Raw genomic sequence first — 22,501 nt, 5'->3', positions numbered from 1 at the left:
TATAATATGTTGAACAAACCGGTAAATATTAGGACTCAAGAATTAGAGCAAAAGCCGACCGAGAATTAGACGGTCGGGAATGGGATCAAATTCCCGGTAAGGATGTAATGGGCTCCTGTAGTTTAGGTTAAGTGTTATTGACTAATCTTCAGTGTTTTCATGGTACCCAAGTTCAATATTTTTTTCCCTAAACTTATCATAGATTTCTTGAGGACTACCATTTTGCGTAATCCATTCAGCAACTATTGATAAAACCATCTTCATATCCTCAAGATACCCCATTCTGCTATCAGCCCCACGAATACCATTTTCATCTAATTTATGTCCTCGTGTCAGCAGGATATTCTTTTCTTCATATATTGTATCCCGCATTTCTTTGTAATAGTCTCCAGATGGGAGATGTTCTATAAGTAATGATTGAATACCTTTATAGTAAATATCGTGTTTCTTTTCTGGGTCATCGATATTCTCTACAGCTGTATTAATTTCATCAACTTTAATTAAATCCCCATCAGGTGATATATCTAACTGTTTTCCTTTAATATTATCAGCTTCTTGAAACAAGGAGGCTTTTTCTAAATCGTCCTCTGAAACCTCTTGTTCTTGCTTTTGGTCAGTTTTATTATTTGAATCCTCTTTATTCATAATGCTAATTAGTTGAAAGTTTGAATTTTGCTTTTGAGCTCTTTAACTCCTTGTTCTATGGTTTCTTTTTCCCACGGAATTAAATTTAAGTCTTTTACAGCCTCATCAGAATCTGGAATTAAATCGTTAAAAGCTCCCCATATGTTTGGATTCTCATCTTGATGATCCCACTGATAGAATACATATATTATTGATGGGTGTACATTATACTTTTCTGCCTGGGACTCCACAATATGCTTGTTATTAATCATAGGCTCTACATACTTCATTTTGTCATCTGAGAATAGAATTTCTCGGGCAAATTCATCTGCTTTATCTTCTTGTAGTAGAAATAGTTCTGATCGTTCTTCTCCAGTTAAATGAAAAGTATTATTCCTTTTAATATCATCTAAGTCATAAAGAACATGGTGTAGCTCATGTATGAGAGCAAACCAAATGGTTGGATATCTTTTTTGATAATTTGTAATGACTATGCATGGTTTCCCATTAACTATAAAAGTACCTCCTCGAACTTGAGTGTTTTTTAGGTAGGGTTGATAAATTACAGTAACTCCTGCATTGTACAGGGCTTGGATAACAATTTTAAATCCTTTTTTTACATCCTTAGTATAAGGTCTGATTTTAGGGATCAATTCTTTTAAGCTATTACGGTCATATTCATTAGGATTATGAATCTTTTCAAACATGGCGTAACAGGACTTAATCCAAAAAGTCCTCATTTTTTCCTGAGGTTTCTGGTTAGAATTGCTAAACATTACCCCAGTCATTAACCTATCGTAATCTGAAAGTCTATCTAAGCCGAAATACTCTAAAATCCTATTTTCGATTGATTCAAAGTCATTTATCGAATCAATGAAACCAATACTTTTTAAGGATTTTAGGTCAAAATTTTCAACAAGATAAGTTCGTTTGCTAACTGACCCCAATTCACTAACCTTGTGAGTATCATCTTGATGATAAATATTGGCTAGTTCGTTTGGCTCTATCTTTAGAAAATGACTTAACTTTAAAAGCAGAAAATAATCTATTTTTTTTGCTTCCTTTCTTAGTATCCGTTTTAAAGTATTGTAATCTATTTGTAAGACATTCGCTATCTGAGAATCAGACAAATCAAGCTCTTCCTTCCTTTGGTCATAGATTTCATGGAGGTTACGATCATGGCTTGATGACTTCAGGATATTGTTAATATGATCTAAAAAAATCTCCTCAGACATACTATCTTAATTAAATTTGAAATATTTCAATCTAAAAATACCATTATAAACAATAAAAATAAAGAAATTTGAAAAATTTCAATATTTATTGCTTTATGAGTTACTTTCAACAAATGTCCCTCATTTGAAAAGAAACTTTTAATAAAAGCAGATTTTAACAGTTAACGGGTAAAGATTTTATCCCAATTTGTTTGGCTACATAGTAGGTTGAATTTCCATCTACGATATCAAAAAAACCTTTTTCTTCACTTGGTCTAATAGAAATGGATTTTCGCCGGGGTATTATTCCATGATATGCCTGACGCATATAAATGTAAGCATTAGCAACTCCCTTTGGGCGTTTTCTTGTTGGGCGGAGCCAGCTGATAGGAACAATGGCTGTAGACTCTTCGATAATGAAGAAACGATCTAGACGTTTGGGATCCAGGCAAAACATGCGCTGGTAATTGTGTAGGTATGTCCCAACTTGTTCCATGTCGAGCCAATCGGTGAGGATTACATATACATCCTCATCATTTGTATAGCTGATCTGTATTAATTGACCTGTTTTATCTACAGAAATATGCAGTTTCTTGTAATCATGATAATGGCTGTTGATTTCATCTACTTTAGCTGCCAGATGAGCTGTTGATATAGATGGATTCACCATCTTTTGTCTGGTAATTGGCATTTCATCTATACGGTTATAGGTTTTCGCCATGGGGATTCTCCTGGATTGTCTGAATGATATAATCCACTTCTGACTTACGGCATAGCTTAACGGCTTCCCGCCCGGTACTTTTATTCCGCCCGTAACTGCGTACGGTTATCATTTTGCGATAGCCGCACCGGTAAAAGGTGGTCCGGGAGATGCGTCCCAGCTTCTCACACATATAGCTTATTGCTTCTCCGATGGTCATTAATTGGTCTTGGTTTTCATTTCCTTCGGATAAATGAGTTGGATTGTTTGGCATATTTTCTGAATTAGACATAATCTTTCTAATTTTCTAACCACCCGTGGTTAAGTGTTTAAAAGTTATGGACTTAAATTGGTTATAAATGTGGTTAGATCAATCTTATCTTTCTAACCAAAATCTAACCGTTCTAACCTGTTTCTAACTACATTTCTAACCATTATTATTATTTTATAACTAACTAATATTATTATACTTACAGTGTTTTAAGTGTGGTGTTTTTGTTGTTGGTTAGAAAATTAGACGCTATTTCTTAAAACCGGCTGAAAAGTCGCTTTTGGGATAAATACTTAAAAAGGCGCTGCTGTGTTATTGGTTGCATAAGTGTCATCAAGGTTCGGTTCGTTTATTTGTTGATGTTTATTGGTATTAGCTTCAATACGTTTACCAAAGGCTCGTAGCCAGGCCGGGGTTAAATATTGCGGTGGAATACAGTAGCCGTGCCTGACTTCCTTATTACTTGGTTTAGTAGAGAATTCAGACTTATAATAGTGCGTTGTCGCTTTTCCATTAATATCCAGGGCTTCGATCTCCTCTCGTACTGCATCCTGACTAGCGTATTCTCGTCCCTTGTTATAATTAGAGTACACATCCCATATTCCACTCCAGTAAAGAACCAAATGATTCTTTGCATTGAGTCCATAGTAATGCTTGGGCAATTCGCCATTTTCATTGATGATTTCGAGACTAGCCAGAAATTGCTGCAGCGGGGTTTGTTGAATCTCGCGTTCGGCCGAATTGGCTAAAAACTCCACGCTATATCGAAAGATCTCAGAGTTGACGCGATTTTCTTTTATTAAGTCCTGCAGTTCATTTAAATCTTCCTCACTGGACACGTGTCGGTTACTTTTAGTATCAAGAGAAGGAGTAAAAAACTCAGCGAATTCAACATCACCTGGGCGGCAAACAAATAGGTCAACCGTAATAAGGGCCGCCATATTTTCGATCTGCCGGTCTTTAATTTGAAATTGAGTTCCTTCTTTGTCGCTACGTTTGGCAAGTTCTTCCTCTACGGCTTCGGTAAGCAGGCGTTTGATCCAGTGCAGCTCGCTTTTAAACAGTGTTCGGTTAAAGTCATTGAATTTGTATAGCAGAGAAATAAAAAGTCGTTGCATCTCCCGTTTATGGTTCTCAAACCACCACAGATTTTGTACGTCTCCTCGTTTTTCTTTGGCATATTCAATCATGATACACCGTGAGCGAAAGTGGTCTTCGCTGGGTTTATAGTTGGAGATAAACATCAGCTGTGATCGTACGGGGCTCCAGGCATTCTTCGAGCGGTCGTGGGATGCACTAACGCCACGTTGTCTCAACTCGTACCACATGTTAAATACTTGTGGTGTGATTTTGCCTTTTCCGGGGACAAATTCGTCCATGATCACCGGTATCTTGCTGTGGTTCGCTAACTTATTTTCTGCTGATTTTAGCGTTGGGTTGGAATCTACATCCGTAAATGATTGGCCAAAGAAGTTCAGCATAATCTGTGATAGCTGTCCCTTTCCGGTCGAGGGATCACCATACAAATAGAGAAAGACGACATGTTTGAATACGTCATAGATTTCATCGAAGAATAGAAATGAAAGCATGTAGGAGAAAATGAGGTAGCCCTCCGCTCGTTTTTCAGGCTGTTGTCCAGCTATAAGTTCGCCAAACTTATCCCGAACGGTATCAATGAAGTATCGCAGGTTTTGGTCAGTATAAAGATGATGTTCGTCATCGGTGTAGAATCCATCAATAGGAGATTTAAGGTCCAGCTGGGGCGCGGGCTCAATTCGTCCGGGTTTCACATAAAAGGTAGTGTCCGCAGCTACCATGGGGAACAGGCCGGAATCTACATTGGGTGCGATAATATATTGTGGATCCCGAAGATGATCGTTAGGAATATTGATTAACGCATTGCGCGTCAGATAGAATTTATACCCATGATGCTCAATAAACCCGTAATAATTGAACTCATAGACCGTCTGCGGTTGCCATCGGTTACACAGAAAGCTCATAAAGAAAAGGATCTCATCATCAGACTTAAATCGTGCCGACTGATAGGAATGTTTAAAGATCTGCACCTGGAATGCTTTCTTTGAGAGAAGGTCCACGGGCTCCAATATGAACAGCTCGCTTTGCGTAAGGGTACGACTATCGGGCAGCAGCCAACTTACTTGGCACTCATATAGGGTTTCATCCCATTTTAGCGTTTCAGGATTGTATCGGATGATCTTAGAGTGAATTTCAATATCAAAATTGCCAATTTTGCGACTAGTGCCATCGGTTTCGTTGCGATACCAACCAAAATCCAGGGGATCGGAGCTGTCGACGTATTCAAACGGTTCTTTTTGAGTTTCAGAGGCTGTTGATGGTTTAATTTCGGTTGGTTGTTGCCGGTTGTTTGGTGATAGTAGTGTTAAGGGCCCTTCCTGGTTTTTGCTGCTCATTTATTTGTCGTTGAGATATTAAAATTTTGTGTTCGCTCACATGGTTGAGCTCATAGAGGTTGTCGCCATATCCGTAAATCACCCAGAGGTCGTAATCTTCCACCAGCTGGGTTTCGATCATGCGGACGATCTCCCTGCGCGGCTTTCCGTCGCCATCGATAAATTCAATGGGATCACCAAGGGTATAGCGGGTACGTATTTTGGCCATAGGTAATGCGATTGGTTTAAAAGGTTAGTCGAATTCCTTTGGCTCTGCAAAGGGCATCGATGGGAAGGTCAAATTCACTGTTTATACGGTGGCTAATTGTTTGCTCGGAAATCCCTAATGCCTGTTCCATTTTGCACAAGCGGAGATCTGAAATGTAATAGGGTTTCTTAAACCACTGTCGAAAAGTGTTGAGCTTGACATTGGGGAACAGGATCTCCCGAAACTTATCATAGGTTTCATACTGATCAAGCATTTCACCCTTGATGACATTCAGCCGGAGACGGTTTACATCATATTTGGTTATTGTTGGATACACTGCAAAATTATCTTTTTAATATTGTTGGTTAGTAGTATTATAGACCTGTTATAGGTAAAGAGTACCGTTACCAGGAGTGGTAATTTAGTGATGCGATAACATCAAAACAACTAAAAAACGTTGTGATGATGACTTTTTTTGAGAAATGAGAGATAGGAAATTCAGCTAAAACAAGGACATAAATAGAATAATACCGTGAAAGAAATTGAAGAAGATATTCTCCAGGAAAATATTCAGTATTTGTTAGATGAATATTACGATGGGAACGTATCGGAAATGCAGCGACAAACTGGAGCTAATCGCTCGGTCATATCTGAACTAAAAAATGGGACAAAAAGTGAGGTGAATAGCTCAACCTTACGTCACTTTGCAGAAGCTGGCATTAACATTAATTGGCTGTTGACCGGGGAAGGCCCTCATTTTGTGATAGGCAGTGAGGAAGAGCTTAAAACGGAGCTCAAGCAAAAGCAGTTGCTGGAAAATAGGATGGTGGAGATCAAAGAATTGGTGTCAGATATCGACCAGCAGTTAGAGGAACATCCGGAGCTCAAACTGGATCCGGATGTCATGTCAGCACTGTTGGACTTGCTAAAAAAGGCAATTTAGCAGAAAGTAAAGACTACTCGTTTTGTTTAAATAGTCGTTCGATTACAGTTCGTTCAAAGTATTTTCGCCGGGGACCTGTCTGAAAACTCGGGATGTATTTTTTATGGCCGGGAAGAAAGTTACTTCGATTTAATATAGTGCGATGGGAAATTCCATACTCTTTCTGGATTTCTTGAGCTGTCATATATTTTGATTTATCTGGTTTTACCAATATAGAATCTAAAACAAAATCCAATTTGGCTTCCAGGGTAGCTATTGTTTGGAGAAGAGAATCTTTGGGGTCTTGTTCTGTCATGATATTCCTTTGATGCGTGATTTTTTTAGCCACAAAAAGAAATGACTTTTCAGAACAAAATGCACCTCTTTAATTAAAAAAAGTTAATGAAAAAATGTCCTGTCAAAGCGCCTTAGAAAGTAGAAAAATGCTTAGGTAATAAGTCCATTCCTGTTAGCCGTGTTGAGTAGATCATTAGGTACGAGATGTACATACTTGTTGGTTACCTCCAAGCTTTTGTGACCCAACATATTTTTCACTTCTATCACGTTAAATCCATTACGCAGAAGGAACGTAGCACAGGAATGTCGAAGACTGTGGAAATGAATCGAATCTTTTAGCTTGGCCTCTTTGGTTGCAAAGTATTTGAACCGTTTCGAAACATTATCACCCATAAGAGCCTTTTCCCCATTGGGAACTGACATAGGGCTTGGAAACACAAGACCATTTTTAGGGTTTTCATTGAATTTATGCCACTGCTTTAACTCAGTATAAAGGTTGTCAAAAATAGGTACCGTGCGTTCATATCCATTTTTGGTGTCGGTAACGCGAAGAAACCGATCTTCAAGATTTACATGTTCCCATCGAAGCTGAATAATTTCCTTTCTTCTTAGCCCGGTATAAAAGGCTAAGGTGATAAGTGGAATAAACCAATGTTGTTTCTGCTGATCAGTTTTAATGGCTCCTGACTCTTGATGCTTTTTCTGATACGCTTTGAACTTTTCGAAGATCTCTTTGAGCTGTGCCTCATCTATAATTTTATCAACAAGATTATCACGAGTTTTAGGTAACCCAATATTATCGCAGGGATTGGATTCCAAAATTTCCTTATCTACTATCCAGTTAAAAAAAGCTTTGAGATGTATTAGGTAGTTCTTTTTCGAAGCGTTGGCCAGATGAGGCTTCAAGCAAAACTTTTTTATATCATTGGTATTGATCATTGTTACAGGCATACTGTATCCGACCTGTTCCATGAACTGGCTAATAACTTGCCGGTAAGTTTTTTTGGTCTGTTCTGTTACGTTTGTTTTGTCTTTTAAGAATTGTCTCTGAAGCGTATTAATGACGGGACTGGTAAGAGACGTGCCATCGAGCTCTTGCTCTTTCTCATATTCCTGGAGATTCCAATCATCGTCGAATGGATTTATTTTGCCAGCATCATAGAGCTTTTCATACTCTAGCTTTTTTTGTTCTGCTATCTTCTTGTATTTGGTACCGAGGGCATAGGTCTTTTTATAAGACTTGCCATTCAGGGTGGTTTTAAAGACGATCGAATAGTTCCCACTTCTCTTAGTTAGACTTGCCATATGTAATTTGATCGGGTTGGTTAAGAGTACACCAGAAATGTAGTACCAAATGTAGTACCGAGCAAGGAAAATAGGGGCTATTTGGGAAAAGGTTTCCCGAAAAGGAGAGATGGTAGTTAGTGTATATACCAACAAAAAACCCCGCTCATCGTGAAATAAACGGGGTTTTTGGGATAAAAAAGAAGAGTACGCCTGAGAGGATTCGAACCCCTAACCTCCTGATCCGTAATCAGATAATAACCATATTTCATAATATTTCAATTTAGTAAAGAATGTTACCTAAATCGTTGCTAAACATGATTTTATGGGTTACATTGTATTGCAGATACTTCATAACGAAACACCTTTAATCATTAAAATCCTGATACCAGCCTGATACCAGAATCAATATTTGATAGCATGCCTGATAAGGATTCAGGTAGCTTAGGGTTGGATAAATTTTAGTAGTTATGCCGAAACAACACTTGACCGCTCGATTCCTTAAAACGTTAAAGCCAGACCCAGGTAATCCAAAACGTGTTGAATATTATGACCAGCACCGGATCGAAAATAACAAGCTGAAAGCCAAGGGAGTTAAAGGTTTTTTTATTCGCTTAACCAAGGCCGGAAATATCTATTTTTATTATCGGTATTGGTTTAACGAAAAGGCCAAAAGTTATAAGATTGGCAGTTATCCGAATATCAAACTATCCGAAGCCAGGGAGGAGGCCCGAAGCCTTGCTGCTGATGTGAATGATGGGATCGACCCCCAGGCCGAAAAGAATAAGCGAAAGCACCAGCCGAAAACAACGCTTTTTGAAAAGTTGGTTAGTGAATATAAACAGCACCACCTACCAACATTAAGAGAGGCAACCCGTGAAGAGTATAAGCGGATCATAAAAAAAGAGTTGGAACCTAAGCTGAAAGGATTGAAAGTAAATGAGATAAAGGCCCCGCGATTAAGCAAAATATTGAGCCGTAAAAAGAAAGAGGGTTATCCCACAATGGCTAATCGGATACGCGCCGTTCTATCTTCTATGTTTGATTATGGTAGAACTGATCCTGAAATAGATTTAAAGGATAATCCCGTTGATGATACCCGCCGTTATAAGACTGGAGAAAATAAGCGCGATCGGTATTATGAAGATGAAGAGATTAGAACACTTTGGGAATGGTTTGAGCTATTCGACCAGCCCGTGCAATCGGTTTTTAAGATGCTGCTAATAGCAGGGCAACGGAAAACCGAAACAATGAACATGAAATGGGATGATATCAGCAAGGTAAAAAAGGATGATTTTGAGGGTATGGTTTGGACAATCCCGGCCGAAGATGCTAAGAATAAAAAAGCCCATGATGTACCGTTATCAGATTTAGCTTTACAGGTTATTGAAACCATGCGGCCGATAACTGGAGAAACCGACTATGTTTTTTGTTCACCCCGAAAGGATAACGAGCCTATCAAATGGATAAAATCATCAACTAAGAAGATCAAAGATGATAAGGAAAATGGGATAGCTGACTTTCGCCCCCATGATTTACGGCGCACGGTTGCTACCTACATGGCAGATTCAGGTATAAGCCCTATGATTATAGGCAAGGTTTTAAATCATAAAGGATTAGCTAAGGAAAACACTATTACGGCGCGTTATAACCGCGCCAGCTACTTAGAGCAAAAACAAGAGGCTCTCAATAGATGGGGTTGGAAGTTAGATAGTATCCTGAAAGAGAAAGAAGCGAACGTAACCCAAATGAAATCAGCTTAAAAAAATGAGTGAAGAGGAAAAGTATTTTACAAAACTGGATAAAGAGGATCTGGAGGCAAACCGGAAAGCGTTTAAAGAGCACCTAAGAACACCAACGGTTTACCCGGAACGCACCGTTGAAATGATGTATGATATACCAGATAAAACCCACCAAGTATCAATAGATGAAGTTACACCAAGTGAGGATATCCTTAAGCCAACGCGCCAAAATCCATTATTTGATAAGCTTCATTTTCAATCAGTACCAAAGCTGGAACGCTATATTAAGCAACACAAAGTTACATTAGAGAGGATGATAAAATATTACAGTAATTGGGAACCAACGGCGCGCGAAGAAAGCAATTTGCCAGCCCCGGGAAAAATAGCTGAAAGGTTTTACAAAAGGCCAAAAAATACACGCAAAAGTTATGATCCGGAAGAGATAAAACCAGTTATGATAGCAACCCGAGATTATATCTTAAATGAAGGGATTAAAAACATGTATGGTCATGTACATACGATTTATAAGAAGGTTGAAGATTTAGAAGGGAGTAAAAACGCACAGAAAAACTGGATCAGGTTTTATGCAGAAGAGGCAGGATTAAAACACAATGAAGGATAGGTTAGCACAGAGTAACAGCCCCTTCCATACCCTTCCAGACCTATTCCAATTATAAAGGCCATTGCCTTCCAGTTTTCACGGCTTTTAGATTGAAGCAGAAAGAAACAGCAACCACTAATAAACTGCTTCAATTATGAGTACCGATCTTAAAATTATTCGAGTTTCCGACCTTGCAGAAATGTTGAATGTATCCCGGGTTACAGTTTGGAGGATGCAGAAAAGAGGTGAATTACCACCGCGCAAAAAGTTTACCAACAGATGCGTGGGATGGAAGCAATCAACTATCGAAGATTGGTTTGATAGCCGCCCTTATGCCGATCCCGAAGTTGAAGAGAGCCAGGAATCCAATCTTGAACCCGTGCAATAAAAAAAGGCCGCTGTTTGCAGCAGCGACCCGAAGAGGAAAAAGACTATCCTTAAGGTAAGTCTTAGTACTCAAAATTGCACACCTGAAAAAAAGAGGAGGGAAGGACTATGAACGAAGAAAAAAAGAGATCACAGATACAGCAGGTTTTCAAGGCTTTAAAGACAAGGCCGAAAACCACAAAGATGATCCAAAAGCAGACTGGAATCCCCAGAGAGCATATCACGCGATACATCGCCCGGCTGGAAAAGCGGAAAAAGGTAACAACTGTTGAGCGTAAACCTTGTGAGATAACAGGTTGTACGGCGAAATACTATTCAACGGATGAAGCCTATTTCCCAGATGAAACGCAATCCCAGTTATTCCCACCGAAAACAAAAAGTAAGATCTACGAATTATGAAAACAGCTAAGGCTAAGCCCCCACAAACAGCCGAGACCGCCGAGCGTTTAGCAAGGCTTTACCATTCTGTTGAGTATGGAGCTGATACCTTTCTGGAAGTGTTCGAGGCTCTCACGGACAAATTTAGTGATCCCGAGCGCCAGGAGGTGCTACATCATTTCAACCAGAGAATTTCAAATAGCAGGAATGGGCAATAAGTATATCATACCATATAAACGATTTATTGGTTGCCTTATCCCAAACTTTCTAATGAGGAGAAAGGAAATGTCCCAAGGTGCTAAACTATGTTACGGCCGTTTGGCTCAATACGCTGGAAGGGATGGGAAAGCGTATCCTAAACAAAAGCAGTTATCCAAAGAGTTGGGAGTCTCCAGCAGGATGATCAGAAAGTATCTTAATGAATTGATAGGAGCCAATCTAATCGAGGTACAGCAGAAAGGGAAAAAGCAGCCCAATAGTTACAGGTTTTTACGGCATAGCTGGATGGACCAGGACAAGAAGTATGCTAAAAGTGAGCGGAACAATGGTTCCACACACCCCGGAACTAAAGTTCCACCCACACAGGACTATAGTTCCACCCCCGATAGGAACAATAGTTCCGGTCCATATAAAGAGAATCATAATGAAGAGAATCAGAGAAGAGAATCAACAAACTCTATAGCGCGTGAGGATTGCGAGAAGATATTTTCTGTTTATCCCCGGAAAGTCAAAAAGGTTAAAGCTCTAAAGGAAATTGAGAAAGCTATTAAACGACTGGAGGGAACCGAGGTTGATAAAAGAGTTATTAGCGAGCCAGTAGATTGGCTCTTAGAGAGAGTAAAAACTTTTGCCAGTTCCCCAGCCGGTAAAGGGGATCGGTTTACACCACACCCCGATAACTTTTTTAGGGATGAACGGTATCTGGATGATCAAAGAGAATGGTTCAAGAATGGCAAAGATGGAAACTCTAAATCACGAACGGATGAATATTTTGAACAAGGTGAGGGGTTATTTGAGACAATAGACAAAGACACCGAGGCCGTTTTTGAAGGCAGGAGGCAAGCCGAAAACATAACAGAAAACAAATATGAGGATGATATTCTTGAATCGTGAAATAACGGCATTATCTGACATCATATCAGGAGGCTATAAAATAAAAGTATTTCTATAAGCGCATGAACGACAAGGAATTAAGAAAAATAAAGAATAGTGAATATTTCCCTTTTATGGTTTTGGTATCAGGATGGTAGCAGAAAGTTAATCACAACCCCCAAATTTTAAACCAATGAGTAAAGAGTCAGAAACCAATCATGTCGAACGCTTTATTGAGCGGAATCATAAGAAAGCTGGAGTCAAAAAGGTTCCAGGTGATACACCGCTTGAAAAAAGAATCAACAAAAATAGAATCGAATCAGGCAGAAAGCCTAAATCTTAAACGCATAAATATTTATTAATTATGAGATCAACCGAAGAGATCACAACTGACATTAATAAACTGGAATCCGAAGTTAACGAGCTGGAGACCCGGCGCGATGAATTAGAGGATCAACTATCCGAGATTAAGGATGATTATTCGATGCTGATGGATGCCAAAGAAGTACAGGAAAAGATCAGCAACGTTACAACAACCCGGGAACTCATTTCCGAGGCTATCCAGGAGCGAAAAGAAAAGCTGAATGAGTTGCGCGCCGAACGTGAAAAGGTCGAGAGTAAAGAAGTAAGAGAGCAACGCCTACAACGCTGCATTGAGCTTGCACAAAAAGCAGATGCAGCCAATAAGGAGTACCGGAAACTCTTTGAGCAACTGGATGAAGATCTACTGGACAAGATGTTAGCGATTGCCAAAAAGCAAAAAGAGTGGGCTAATGCTGCAAATACATTCCTAACCATTGCCAACAAATTAGAACCAGCTATTAAAACCAGACACGAACCCGAGGATATGACAAGGGCAGAGCTGGAAGAGGCAGCGAAAAGTCTCATTGAGGAGATCGAAGAGGCAGGTAATGTTGATACCGGCGCGGCTATTACTGAAATCTATTGCGATTACAAGTATTACAGAATTGCTAAAAACAACGGCCGTGAACTGAAACCTAATACCGATCATTTCGGATGGGCAATATTCGACATGCTCAAAAAGGTGAATCGAAAGATCTTATCAGATTAACCGCCCGGGAATGGTAGTTGGTTCCAAGGGAACCAGCTGCTAACACCCCATGCAATCATAACAACGTTTAAACACCCTATAGAACTATGGCAGATGATAAACAGCGATGCGGCGCGAAATGTAGAGATGGAAGCAAATGCCGTAACTATGCAATGGATAACGGCCGTTGCAGAATGCACGGGGGAAAATCTTTAAAGGGAAAGGATTCTAAAACGTGGAAAAGTGGAATATACAGCCGTTATGCCTCCAAGTCTTTAAAAGATGTTCTGGATCAGCTGCAAGAGCTTCCGAGTGAGGAGCTTCTTAATGCAGATAATGAATTGAGGTTACTCCAGGCATTAATCATTGAATCCAAGGCCTTAAAAAATGGAACTGGAGAGCTGGAAGAGATTGAAGGTTTATCTAAGGTTATTGATAGACTTGTCAAAGCAAAGCAGCGCGCCGTTGCCTTAAAAATCGAAGAGCAACGCCTTATCCCGGCCGAAGATGTGAGTCTGTTTTTATCCTTTATTGAGGATCTATTGATCAACCGTATGGATGAAGATGAAGCCTATCAACTATTAGACGAAATGCAAAGATATCAAATTTCAGACCATGCGACTAACTGATTTAATCGAAGATCCCGGGAAACGATGGGATGCTGATAAATTAAACTTTGATGTTTTGACAAATGAAGAGCTGGAAAGGATCATTGAGCTAACGGAAGTTGGTATCCAACATGAGAGGGATCCAGAAGCAAACAGGCCAATGACTCCAAGCGAAAAGACAGAACTCAATAAAATATGCCGAAGGGCTGCTAATGCAAACAGAGATTTAATACTATGAGAATCGATCAACTTATAAAAGACCGACAACCTAAAAAGCCGATTCCAAGAACGCTGAATGGATTTTATAAGATTATCAATGACCCTAACTATGATGATCCTTTTTACAACGAAGACAAAGATGAGGAGGAAAAACCATGCGATTAGATAAACTACTTAACCAGATGCGTATCAACAGAAATAAAAGCCCTAATATCCCTCCTACCTTTTGGCTTAAACCAGTTAAAGTTCAGCGTGAGGAGTTAAAAGAAATAGGACTATCCGATGTGATGGCGATTGAATGGGTTGAAACAAACGAGGCTGATCATGCGACTGGATAAACTAATTGAGCAACGGAAAAAGCAGAAACTAAATGAGCAACCAGATAATCTTGTGATTTATGACTTGGAAGCACCCGGTAAACCGAAGCCTCCAAAAGATGCAACGAATGTTGTCATCATGTTACCAGATAACGGCCGGGACCAGTAAAATTTCAATAACAGCGATACAACCCAATGGCATAGCATGTCAAACAAAATTTTAACCGCTTAGAACTAAAATTTAAAAGCCGATTAAAGGCAATAACTAAATCAGTCAAATATTATGGCTCAATCAATCACAGTAAGTGAAATTATTCTTGAATCACCAGATGGAACGCAAATCACTTTAAGATTAGATAACGATGGATACTTAGTATTTGGTCCGGATGGTGGTAAGCGATTAATGATTGATAAATCATAAGACCTCAAATCTCTTAAATTACAAACTCGAAGACTATGGCACAGTCAAGCATAACACTGGAAAGCCCGGACGGAACAAAGACAGTAGAAATAAAACTCCAAAACGATGGCTACTTGTATTACTATGGTAGTGATGGAGAAACAGCCAAAGCCACCCGAGTAGTTAAAGATCCCCAATATACCGAACCACAGTACGACTAAATAAATAACCCCGGCGCGCTTATTGTGCAAAGATACCAGGCTTTCGGCTTTACGGCTGGAAGCCTTTTTTATTTTGCACCCAAAAGGGATTCACATTTTGTGATTTGTCATTGTATTCTTAAATGGAAAACACCCGCCAAAACAACGATTTAAGCATGCAATAATTTTAGCCGTTTTTTTGTAAAAATTGCCCTTATAATTTGTGAAGGCCGATTTTTTGCCCTATAGTTGAACTGAACGCCGCTGAAAAAGTGGTAAAAAATGAACATCAATTAAGACCGATACATCATGAATAATACAAAGAATTTACTTGACGAAATCATCAAAAATGGAAATCGAAGCGCAGCGGAAAAGCTAAATTTTCTGAATCAACGCCGGGATCTAATTTCCGAAGAGAGATTTGAAGAGCTTGAAAAAATCTGCATGGACCAAATGATCAATCCATTATTCGATCGAGACTTTGCAGCATAAAGAAAGCCCCGGACTAATTCTTTGCGGGAACGTCCGAGGCTCCTATAATCCCAAACAAATGAGATCACTATTATGAAATCTACAAAAAAAACCGACCTACAGAAAGCACTCAACAACTTCATAACCGAGCTAAAGCAACTGGCAGAAGCCTATCCCGAAAGCGACTTTGATAATTACTTAATTGAAGAGGTTGCTCCAGTATTGAAAAAGGATGATCAACTCTTTTCTACATCTGTTTTCAGCAAACTTAGGATAGCCGTTATTTTAAGCCGATCAGAATTAGAAAACAAAGGTTATCCTTTGAAAGATGCTATGAGCTTTATGAATGATGATGCTATTTGTTGGCTACTGGATCATATCTATTCATGCAATAATGCGATAAACATGCTAAGCCAATTTAAAAACGGCTATAAGATAGATCCTGAAGATTACAAATATGCGTATGATGGTTTAAACTCTGACAAAAAACAGCTTCAGAAATGGCTTAATTTTGATCTTTACGATCGTATCCAGATATATCGAAATGAAATAAAAGAACTCCAGGGAGGGCAATGATTATGATATCACAAGAACAGGTAAAAGAAATGGATAGATTGGACCTTGACGAAGAGTTGAGGCGAAAAATGGAAGTCTTAGGACTTTGTGTTCATGGGATACTAAAACATCATGAGTGTTCACCCGGTTTAGCATGGGCTTTCGAGGAGGCCGACACTTTAGTTAGTGAATTAAGAGAACGGCATTGGGAAAACACAACCCCCGGAAACGAAGATTAACTGATCATAGCCCTACTTTTGTTCAGGCTCTCACAGTAAAATGTGAGGGCTTTTTTATTTTACGCACAAAATTCCAGCTATTTCAGAGGGAAATATTACAGGGGTTACGGCTCATTTTCTGATACCATTCTGATACCAGAGTTAATAAAAGCCTTAAAAAGATAGGGTTTTTATCAAAAGAAAAAGCCCGTAACTCTTTGCGAGTCAAGGGCTTATCAGAGAGTACGCCTGAGAGGATTCGAACCCCTAACCTCCTGATCCGTAATCAGGTGCTCTATCCAGTTGAGCTACAGGCGCAGTTCAATAAGAGGCCAAAGATACGCCTATATTTATTTCATTTCAACTCTTTTTGGTATAAGAATTTTATGATAAGTCTTAACATTTTAAAACAAAATTCAGATCATATCGTAAGCCATTTCTGTTTACTTTATAAATTATATCTAAAATCCATCAACAAAGAATACATACTATGAAAAAGATATTATTGATGTTGTGTGTTGGGGTTATGTTTACAGCCTGTTCTACGACAGAGCAAACGGTAGACAAACAAACCGATGATACACAGCAGGAAAATAAATTTGAAGAGCTAACTAAGGATGCCGAAAAGCATGAAGGTTATTTTGATCTTTATCAAAAAGATGGAAGCCTTTATTTGTCAGTGTCTGAGGATCAGTTGAATGAGCAGTTTTTGATGAATTTTGAACTTGCTCGCGGTATTGGGGCAGCCGGACTTTATGGGGGGAGCATGCTTTCAATCTTTGAAGGGCTTGTAGTATCCATGGAAAAAAATGAGGGTAAAGTCATGCTGGTTCAGCATCCGCATCGCTATAATGCCGGTGGAAATGAGTCGTTGGAAAATGCACTTAATCTCGCGTATGGGACTTCAGTCCTTGAAACAGCCGAAGTAGAAGCCTTTAATGCGGATAGTTCTCAAATGCTGATTAACGTACATGATTGGTTTGTGGGAGAGCTTTCGAATATTTCTCAGCGATTAAGCTATGCTGTGGGAAGCAATGGACAACCTGGACGTGTTACGTTTGATAAAAGTCGATCACATTTAGAAAAGGTGCAGGCATTTCCTGAAAATGTAAATATCCAAGCTAAACTTACGTTTAATAATGCAAGTGGAGATGCTCCGCGAACGGTAGCGGATGGCCGATATATTCCTTTGTCATTATTTTATACCATGGTGAAGTTGCCAGAAGAGCCGATGAAACCACGGATGGCTGATGATCGCACGGGATATTTTATGACGGTGCATAAAGATTTTTCTAAAGAATCTGATAACTTTTACAAGCGCTATGTTAATCGATGGCGATTGGAGTGTGAAGACGAAGTTGCTGATGGGGAGTTGTGTACACCTAAAAAGCCTATTACCTATTATATCGATCATACCGTTCCGGAAAAGTATCGTGGTGCGATGATGGATGGAGTGGAAGCATGGTCTAAAGCCTTTGAGGCCGCCGGTTTTAAGGATGCTGTACAAGCTGAAATGTTGCCCGAAGATGCTATGGCCGAAGATATCCGATATCCTACCTTGCGTTGGAGTACCTCTGATCAGCCGGGTTATGGAGCTATTGGACCATCAGTAGTAGATCCGCGCACAGGAGAAATTATGGATGCTGATATTCTTTTTGAAGCCAGTATGTTATTGGGAGATAAGCAGACCTATCGTAATTTAGTTGAGCCGCGAACGGCCATCGATGAAATCTTTAACGTGAGTGATAAGGAGTTGGCACTTATGAGTAAAGGGGTGAAAACGGAATCCTTTTATAATGAGATGAATGCCCAGTTTGATCTTGCACAAAGTGTCCTGATGGCTAACGGCCAGCTTAAAGCTGATGACCCCGTGCCAGAGGAGTTTGTGAACCAAGCGCTTAAATGGGTGACCATGCACGAAGTTGGGCATACGCTTGGTTTGCGCCACAATTTTCGTTCTTCTATAGATACCCCGCTTGATAAACTGTATGATAAGGAGTGGGGCGAAGAAAATGGCGTGTTTAGTTCGGCTATGGAATATCCGTCGATAAATCTCCATCCCGAAAATAAATCTGAAGACGCTTACTATTACAATCCTGGTGTTGGCTCATACGATCGTTGGGTAATTTCTTATGGATATACAACTGATGATGAAAAGGCTGAGGAGATTGCCCGTCAAGCTGCACAGCCAGGACATGCTTATGGGACTGACGAAGACGCTCGTGGTGCCGGGGCGGTCGATCCGCATGTAAATGTGTATGACCTTGGGTCCAATCCATTGGCTTGGGGAAAAGAGCGAGCTGATCTGCTGAGTGGGCTTATCCCTCAAATTGCTGATATTAAACTTGAGGATAATGCACCTTATTTTGAAGCCACAGATTTATTTCAGAGTTATCTTTATCAGTATGCTCGCGTGCTTGCACCGGCCATAAAGTATATTGGTGGTCAGCACCAGTATCGAGATCACGTAGGTGATCCCGACGGACGTATGCCTTTTGAGCCAGTAGATTATAAAGAGCAAAAAGAAGCGCTTAATATGATCGTGGATTTTGCTTTTGTGGAAAATGCTGTAGTCTTACCTCAAGATATTTTCCAAAAAATGGGCGCTGACCGATGGAGTCACTGGGGAAATAGTACCACCTACGGCGGTCGCGTTGATTATCCATTACATGGTACGATGCTCGGTATCCAAGATGCCTTGCTGGAGCAGCTTTTGGATCCGGTTCGACTATCTCGAATACGAGATACTGAGGTGAAGTTTGGGGCTGACCAAACGGTGACGATTCCAGAGTTGATGACTGCTTTAACTGAGTCAATATGGTCAGAGGCACAAACTTCTCCCGGAAGCAATATCGCGAGTAATCGACGTGATTTGCAGCGAGCTTATCTTAATAAAATGGAAATGCTCGTAACAGATGCTCCTGATGAAGCTCCTGCTGATGCACGATCTATAGCCCGTCAGCAATTAAAGACATTGCATAGCTGGTTGGAAGCTCGTTTAGCACCACCGACTTATGATTTCGATGAGTATACGCATGCTCATTTGGAAGAGTCAAAAGCCCGTATCGAAGCGGCGCTTGAAGCTGGCTTAGAAATTGAAAGCTAATTGTATTCTGGATGCTGTCACATAAAGTGATAGCATCCTTTATTATACGATATAATCCCGGTGTTTAGCATCGGGATTTTTTATGCACGGAATCTTTTTCGTGCTAATAGATATGTTCCGGCTGGCAATTCTGCCGAAGCATCCCCAACACCTGTTCAAAATCACCCGGCAGCTCTGAATCAAATTCTACCATTTCGCCCGAGGTTGGATGCTCAAAGCCCAGTGTTTTGGCATGCAGGCATTGACGTTGAAGCGAGGCGAAGAGATTGTTAAACATCTGTTTGCGACTACCGGTATTGGGACCGTAACGAACCGAATCGCCGCCATACTTTTTATCCCCAAAAACCCACAGATTATTATCGGCCAGATGGACACGAATTTGGTGAGTTCGGCCAGTTTCCAGCTTAAGTTCCAGGAGCGTCAGATGATCAAAATATTCCAGCACTTTATAATGGGTGGTCGCATTTTTTCCCTTGTCCTCCGGTACAACAGCCATCCGCTTTCTGTTATGTGGATCGCGCCCGATAGCCCCGGTAATAGTTCCTTCTTTATCATCAGGCGTTCCCCAGACAATAGCCCAATAGGTACGTTCGATATCCTTTGTACGGAAATATTCACTTAGTATGCGATGGCTTTCATCATTTTTGGCCACTACAAGTAATCCACTGGTATCTTTATCCAGCCGGTGGACGATTCCTGGTCTTACGGTATCTTCTTCAGGTTCCGAAAGTTCTTCGGTGTGCCACATTAAGGCGTTAACAAGGGTGCCGCTCCAATTTCCCTTGGCAGGGTGTACAACCATGTTGCCACTTTTGTTGACCACCAGCAGATCATCATCCTCATATTCAATGTTTAAAGGAATTTCTTCGGGCGTGATTTCTGGTGGAGCAGGATTGGGAATACGTACTTCAATAGAATCTCCGACCTCAACAGGATAAGATGACTTTTCTTGCTCCCCATTTACGGTAATATATCCTTTTTTAATGGCTTCCTGAATTTTGGTGCGGGAAGTATCATCAATTTTTGATGCAAGATACTTATCCAAACGGATATCCGAATATTCATTTTCGGGAACCTGAAGATGGTATTCCTGGAATTCTTTACTGTTGTTATTAGCCATTAGGTTGTTTCAATAGGGATTTGGATTGCTTGTTCAAGAAACTACAAAATTTTTGAAATTATTTTGTAAGGATTGCCTCTCTTAAGGGTCTTACTAACGACTGTTCATTAAGATGGACTACCTTGAGGGCTCAACCCAATTAGGCTCCCGTAAAAAAGCGGGGGCCTTTTTTATTTTTGGATTGGTACAAGATATCGATAATTCAGGTTATTAAAATATAACGTTGTAGGAATTATATTTTTGCAAGTAATATTTTAGTGAAAATGGGTTAATTAACGTTAATCAGTGTCGAATTTTTTGTACTTTTAGCATCTAATTAAACCTTGATGGCTATGATACAATCTCTTTATATAAAAGATTTTGCATTGATTGATGAGCTGGATGTTTCATTTCAGAGTGGGCTTAACATCCTAACCGGACAGACTGGTGCTGGTAAGTCTATTATCATTGGAGCGTTAAATATGATTTTAGGAGAGCGCGCTGATACCGAAGTGATCCGTCAAGGTGCCGATAAAGCAATTGCCGAAGCAATTATTGCCATTGGTAAAAATGAAGAGATCAATCAGTTATTAGAAGAAAATGCTGTAGAGGTAGGTCCCGAACTAATTTTACGGCGCGAAATTCGCTCGTCGGGTAGCCGGGGATTTATTAACGATACGCCGGTAACAATTTCGGTATTGAGAGAGGTGGGAAATTATCTTGTAGATCTGCACGGCCAGCACGATCATCAGATGTTGCTTAAAGAAGAAAATCACCGTGGGGTTATTGATGGTTTTGCAGACGTAAAACCTGCTTTGGAAGCGTATAGAGAATCATATCAGCAGATGGTAGAGCTTCGCAAAGAGTTACGGAGTCTTAAAAAGCGCGAACGTGAGCTTCAGGAAAAGGTAGAGTTATACCAATTTCAGGTTGAAGAGCTTGAAGATGCTGAGCTTGATCCTGATGAGGAAGAAAAGCTCGAGGAGGAGATTAACTTGCTTGATAATGCAGAGGAGCTTGACCAGAAAGCGGGAGCTATTGTGGAGATGGGTGATCGCGATGAGGTTAATGTGATGTCGTTGCTGAATCAGATAAAGTTACACCTGGAAGACATTGCTCGCATCGAGCCCGAGTTTAAAAGCTATCTCGATGAGATTTCCTCGGCGCGGATTAGCATTCGGGAAACGGTACAATTTGCAGAGCGATATCGTAGCAAAATCGAGTTTAATGCCAATCGGTTAGAGAAACTTCGAAAACGTCAGAATCAGTTAAATAGCCTTCAGAAAAAATATCACCGCAGTATTCCTGAATTGATTGAGTATCTCCAGGAGATTAAAAAGGAGTTAAGCTTAGCTGAAAATTTTGATCTCGAGATTGAAAAGCTTCAAAAACAGATTGATGATCAGGCTGATGTGCTTGCGAAAAAAGCAAGAGAACTCCATAATGTTCGCAAGAAAGTTGGAGAACAATTATCGGGTCAGATCGAAGATGAACTAAACAAGTTGGGTATCCCGCACGCTGATTTCGAGGTCCGGGTTGATTGGATGACAGTATCGGAGTCGCAGGGCTGGATAACGGTTGGTGGTCAGCCGGTAGAATGCACTGAACATGGCTGCGATGAGATTCGGTTGTATATTTCTACAAATAAAGGGGAGGAGCCCAAGCCTTTGGCTAAAATTGCATCCGGTGGAGAAGTTAGTCGTGTGATGTTAGCCCTGAAATCGATTATAGCCCGTGAGCAAAGTCTGCCAGTGATGATTTTTGACGAAATTGATACGGGTATTAGTGGGGAGATATCCGAAAAAGTGGGCCGTACCATGCGACGACTTTCCAAGCGTTGCCAAATTATTGCTATCACTCATCAGCCACAGATAGCCAGTCAGGCGCACAAGCATTATAAAGTACAGAAGTTAGAACAAGACGGACGAACGGTATCCCAGATTATTCCATTGAATGATAACGAGCACATAACCGAAGTGGCTACGTTGATGAGCGGTGAAAATATCACAGAAGCCGCACTCGAAAGTGCACAGGAATTAATAAATAAAAACACCTTTAAGAATTAACGTGTCATTCTAAACTCGTTGATTATTTGGAGTTTCGGAATCTTAATATATCATAGGCTA

At 40.2% G+C, this 22,501-nt stretch carries 31 protein-coding genes and 1 tRNA gene; 21 read left to right on the top strand and 11 right to left on the bottom strand.

Features of this window, described 5'->3' with window-relative positions; translation table 11 throughout:
* Positions 1-141 precede the first annotated feature (141 nt).
* The 7 genes from AAFH98_RS02160 to AAFH98_RS02130 all read right to left on the bottom strand — a co-directional run bounded on the left by AAFH98_RS02160 (position 142) and on the right by AAFH98_RS02130 (position 5,765).
* Positions 142-645 carry a hypothetical protein gene (locus AAFH98_RS02160; RefSeq protein WP_342521028.1) on the bottom strand — a complete coding sequence of 168 codons (504 nt, stop codon included), beginning with the start codon at positions 643-645 and terminating at the stop codon, positions 142-144.
* An 8-nt stretch (positions 646-653) separates the two neighbouring features.
* Complete coding sequence (locus AAFH98_RS02155; RefSeq protein WP_342521027.1) at positions 654-1,859, bottom strand: ImmA/IrrE family metallo-endopeptidase; 1,206 nt, start codon at positions 1,857-1,859, stop codon at positions 654-656.
* A gap of 154 nt (positions 1,860-2,013) precedes the next feature.
* The gene (locus tag AAFH98_RS02150; RefSeq protein WP_342521026.1) at positions 2,014-2,529 is read right to left on the bottom strand and encodes a hypothetical protein; all 516 of its coding nucleotides are present in this window, start codon (positions 2,527-2,529) and stop codon (positions 2,014-2,016) included.
* A 13-nt stretch (positions 2,530-2,542) separates the two neighbouring features.
* Entirely contained in the window at positions 2,543-2,830 is a 288-nt protein-coding gene (locus tag AAFH98_RS02145) for a hypothetical protein (protein ID WP_342521025.1), read from the bottom strand.
* A 272-nt stretch (positions 2,831-3,102) separates the two neighbouring features.
* On the bottom strand, positions 3,103-5,241 hold the full coding sequence (locus AAFH98_RS02140; protein ID WP_342521024.1) for a hypothetical protein: 2,139 nt from the start codon (positions 5,239-5,241) through the stop codon (positions 3,103-3,105).
* On the bottom strand, positions 5,168-5,449 hold the full coding sequence (locus tag AAFH98_RS02135; protein ID WP_342521023.1) for a hypothetical protein: 282 nt from the start codon (positions 5,447-5,449) through the stop codon (positions 5,168-5,170). Before AAFH98_RS02135 ends, AAFH98_RS02140 begins: the two co-directional genes overlap by 74 nt.
* Positions 5,450-5,465: 16 nt before the next feature.
* Positions 5,466-5,765, bottom strand: a complete 300-nt coding sequence (locus tag AAFH98_RS02130; RefSeq protein WP_342521022.1) for a hypothetical protein — start codon at positions 5,763-5,765, stop codon at positions 5,466-5,468.
* Positions 5,766-5,960: 195 nt separating this feature from the next.
* On the opposite strand from AAFH98_RS02130, the gene AAFH98_RS02125 reads away from it, so the two are divergent.
* Positions 5,961-6,371, top strand: coding sequence for a helix-turn-helix domain-containing protein (locus tag AAFH98_RS02125; RefSeq protein ID WP_342521021.1), 411 nt, complete (start codon positions 5,961-5,963; stop codon positions 6,369-6,371).
* 13 nt (positions 6,372-6,384) lie between these two features.
* Here AAFH98_RS02125 and AAFH98_RS02120 read toward each other — a convergent pair whose 3' ends face one another.
* Both AAFH98_RS02120 and AAFH98_RS02115 read right to left on the bottom strand, forming a co-directional pair.
* Complete coding sequence (locus AAFH98_RS02120) at positions 6,385-6,666, bottom strand: hypothetical protein (protein ID WP_342521020.1); 282 nt, start codon at positions 6,664-6,666, stop codon at positions 6,385-6,387.
* Between the two features lie 131 nt (positions 6,667-6,797).
* A complete protein-coding gene (locus AAFH98_RS02115; RefSeq protein ID WP_342521019.1) occupies positions 6,798-7,952 on the bottom strand; it encodes a tyrosine-type recombinase/integrase in 1,155 nt (384 codons plus the stop codon).
* A 449-nt stretch (positions 7,953-8,401) separates the two neighbouring features.
* Here AAFH98_RS02115 and AAFH98_RS02110 point away from each other — a divergent pair, with 449 nt between their 5' ends.
* From AAFH98_RS02110 to AAFH98_RS02025, 18 genes are all read left to right on the top strand, one after another.
* Positions 8,402-9,694 (top strand): tyrosine-type recombinase/integrase, encoded by a 1,293-nt coding sequence (locus AAFH98_RS02110; RefSeq protein WP_342521018.1) that lies wholly within the window; start codon positions 8,402-8,404, stop codon positions 9,692-9,694.
* A gap of 4 nt (positions 9,695-9,698) precedes the next feature.
* A complete protein-coding gene (locus tag AAFH98_RS02105; protein WP_342521017.1) occupies positions 9,699-10,295 on the top strand; it encodes a hypothetical protein in 597 nt (198 codons plus the stop codon).
* 133 nt (positions 10,296-10,428) lie between these two features.
* The gene (locus AAFH98_RS02100; protein ID WP_342521016.1) at positions 10,429-10,662 is read left to right on the top strand and encodes a helix-turn-helix transcriptional regulator; all 234 of its coding nucleotides are present in this window, start codon (positions 10,429-10,431) and stop codon (positions 10,660-10,662) included.
* 107 nt (positions 10,663-10,769) lie between these two features.
* Complete coding sequence (locus AAFH98_RS02095; RefSeq protein WP_342521015.1) at positions 10,770-11,060, top strand: hypothetical protein; 291 nt, start codon at positions 10,770-10,772, stop codon at positions 11,058-11,060.
* Positions 11,057-11,257 (top strand): hypothetical protein, encoded by a 201-nt coding sequence (locus AAFH98_RS02090; protein ID WP_342521014.1) that lies wholly within the window; start codon positions 11,057-11,059, stop codon positions 11,255-11,257. The genes AAFH98_RS02095 and AAFH98_RS02090 overlap by 4 nt, the downstream gene beginning before the upstream one ends.
* Positions 11,247-12,152: a helix-turn-helix domain-containing protein gene (locus tag AAFH98_RS02085; RefSeq protein ID WP_342521013.1), complete on the top strand. Its 906-nt coding sequence runs from the start codon at positions 11,247-11,249 to the stop codon at positions 12,150-12,152. Before AAFH98_RS02090 ends, AAFH98_RS02085 begins: the two co-directional genes overlap by 11 nt.
* 172 nt (positions 12,153-12,324) lie before the next feature.
* Positions 12,325-12,474, top strand: coding sequence for a hypothetical protein (locus tag AAFH98_RS02080; protein ID WP_342521012.1), 150 nt, complete (start codon positions 12,325-12,327; stop codon positions 12,472-12,474).
* A 21-nt stretch (positions 12,475-12,495) separates the two neighbouring features.
* Positions 12,496-13,203 (top strand): hypothetical protein, encoded by a 708-nt coding sequence (locus tag AAFH98_RS02075; RefSeq protein ID WP_342521010.1) that lies wholly within the window; start codon positions 12,496-12,498, stop codon positions 13,201-13,203.
* An 86-nt stretch (positions 13,204-13,289) separates the two neighbouring features.
* Positions 13,290-13,811: an HGGxSTG domain-containing protein gene (locus tag AAFH98_RS02070; protein WP_342521009.1), complete on the top strand. Its 522-nt coding sequence runs from the start codon at positions 13,290-13,292 to the stop codon at positions 13,809-13,811.
* Complete coding sequence (locus AAFH98_RS02065) at positions 13,798-14,028, top strand: hypothetical protein (RefSeq protein WP_342521008.1); 231 nt, start codon at positions 13,798-13,800, stop codon at positions 14,026-14,028. Before AAFH98_RS02070 ends, AAFH98_RS02065 begins: the two co-directional genes overlap by 14 nt.
* Complete coding sequence (locus AAFH98_RS02060) at positions 14,025-14,174, top strand: hypothetical protein (protein WP_342521007.1); 150 nt, start codon at positions 14,025-14,027, stop codon at positions 14,172-14,174. Before AAFH98_RS02065 ends, AAFH98_RS02060 begins: the two co-directional genes overlap by 4 nt.
* The gene (locus tag AAFH98_RS02055; protein WP_342521006.1) at positions 14,165-14,347 is read left to right on the top strand and encodes a hypothetical protein; all 183 of its coding nucleotides are present in this window, start codon (positions 14,165-14,167) and stop codon (positions 14,345-14,347) included. The genes AAFH98_RS02060 and AAFH98_RS02055 overlap by 10 nt, the downstream gene beginning before the upstream one ends.
* Positions 14,334-14,495 (top strand): hypothetical protein, encoded by a 162-nt coding sequence (locus tag AAFH98_RS02050; protein WP_342521005.1) that lies wholly within the window; start codon positions 14,334-14,336, stop codon positions 14,493-14,495. The genes AAFH98_RS02055 and AAFH98_RS02050 overlap by 14 nt, the downstream gene beginning before the upstream one ends.
* A gap of 114 nt (positions 14,496-14,609) precedes the next feature.
* Entirely contained in the window at positions 14,610-14,747 is a 138-nt protein-coding gene (locus AAFH98_RS02045) for a hypothetical protein (RefSeq protein WP_342521004.1), read from the top strand.
* Between the two features lie 35 nt (positions 14,748-14,782).
* Positions 14,783-14,947 (top strand): hypothetical protein, encoded by a 165-nt coding sequence (locus AAFH98_RS02040; RefSeq protein WP_342521003.1) that lies wholly within the window; start codon positions 14,783-14,785, stop codon positions 14,945-14,947.
* A gap of 288 nt (positions 14,948-15,235) precedes the next feature.
* Complete coding sequence (locus AAFH98_RS02035; protein ID WP_342521002.1) at positions 15,236-15,418, top strand: hypothetical protein; 183 nt, start codon at positions 15,236-15,238, stop codon at positions 15,416-15,418.
* Between the two features lie 72 nt (positions 15,419-15,490).
* Positions 15,491-15,973, top strand: coding sequence for a hypothetical protein (locus tag AAFH98_RS02030; protein ID WP_342521001.1), 483 nt, complete (start codon positions 15,491-15,493; stop codon positions 15,971-15,973).
* Between the two features lie 29 nt (positions 15,974-16,002).
* Entirely contained in the window at positions 16,003-16,191 is a 189-nt protein-coding gene (locus AAFH98_RS02025; RefSeq protein WP_342521000.1) for a hypothetical protein, read from the top strand.
* 223 nt (positions 16,192-16,414) lie between these two features.
* Here AAFH98_RS02025 and AAFH98_RS02020 read toward each other — a convergent pair.
* Positions 16,415-16,488, bottom strand: a tRNA-Arg gene (locus AAFH98_RS02020).
* 172 nt (positions 16,489-16,660) lie between these two features.
* Between AAFH98_RS02020 and AAFH98_RS02015 the strand changes: the two genes are divergently transcribed.
* A complete protein-coding gene (locus tag AAFH98_RS02015; protein WP_342520999.1) occupies positions 16,661-19,276 on the top strand; it encodes a zinc-dependent metalloprotease in 2,616 nt (871 codons plus the stop codon).
* 103 nt (positions 19,277-19,379) lie between these two features.
* Here the strand turns inward: AAFH98_RS02015 and AAFH98_RS02010 are convergent, their stop codons facing one another.
* On the bottom strand, positions 19,380-20,396 hold the full coding sequence (locus AAFH98_RS02010; protein WP_342520998.1) for an RluA family pseudouridine synthase: 1,017 nt from the start codon (positions 20,394-20,396) through the stop codon (positions 19,380-19,382).
* A 332-nt stretch (positions 20,397-20,728) separates the two neighbouring features.
* Between AAFH98_RS02010 and recN the strand changes: the two genes are divergently transcribed.
* Positions 20,729-22,441, top strand: coding sequence for a DNA repair protein RecN (gene recN / locus AAFH98_RS02005; protein ID WP_342520997.1), 1,713 nt, complete (start codon positions 20,729-20,731; stop codon positions 22,439-22,441).
* Positions 22,442-22,501: the final 60 nt, after the last annotated feature.

Origin of the sequence: Fodinibius sp. Rm-B-1B1-1, from assembly GCF_038594945.1 — a bacterium.
Taxonomy (GTDB): domain Bacteria; phylum Bacteroidota; class Rhodothermia; order Balneolales; family Balneolaceae; genus Fodinibius; species Fodinibius alkaliphilus.
This window is presented reverse-complemented; position numbering and strand designations above follow the sequence as displayed.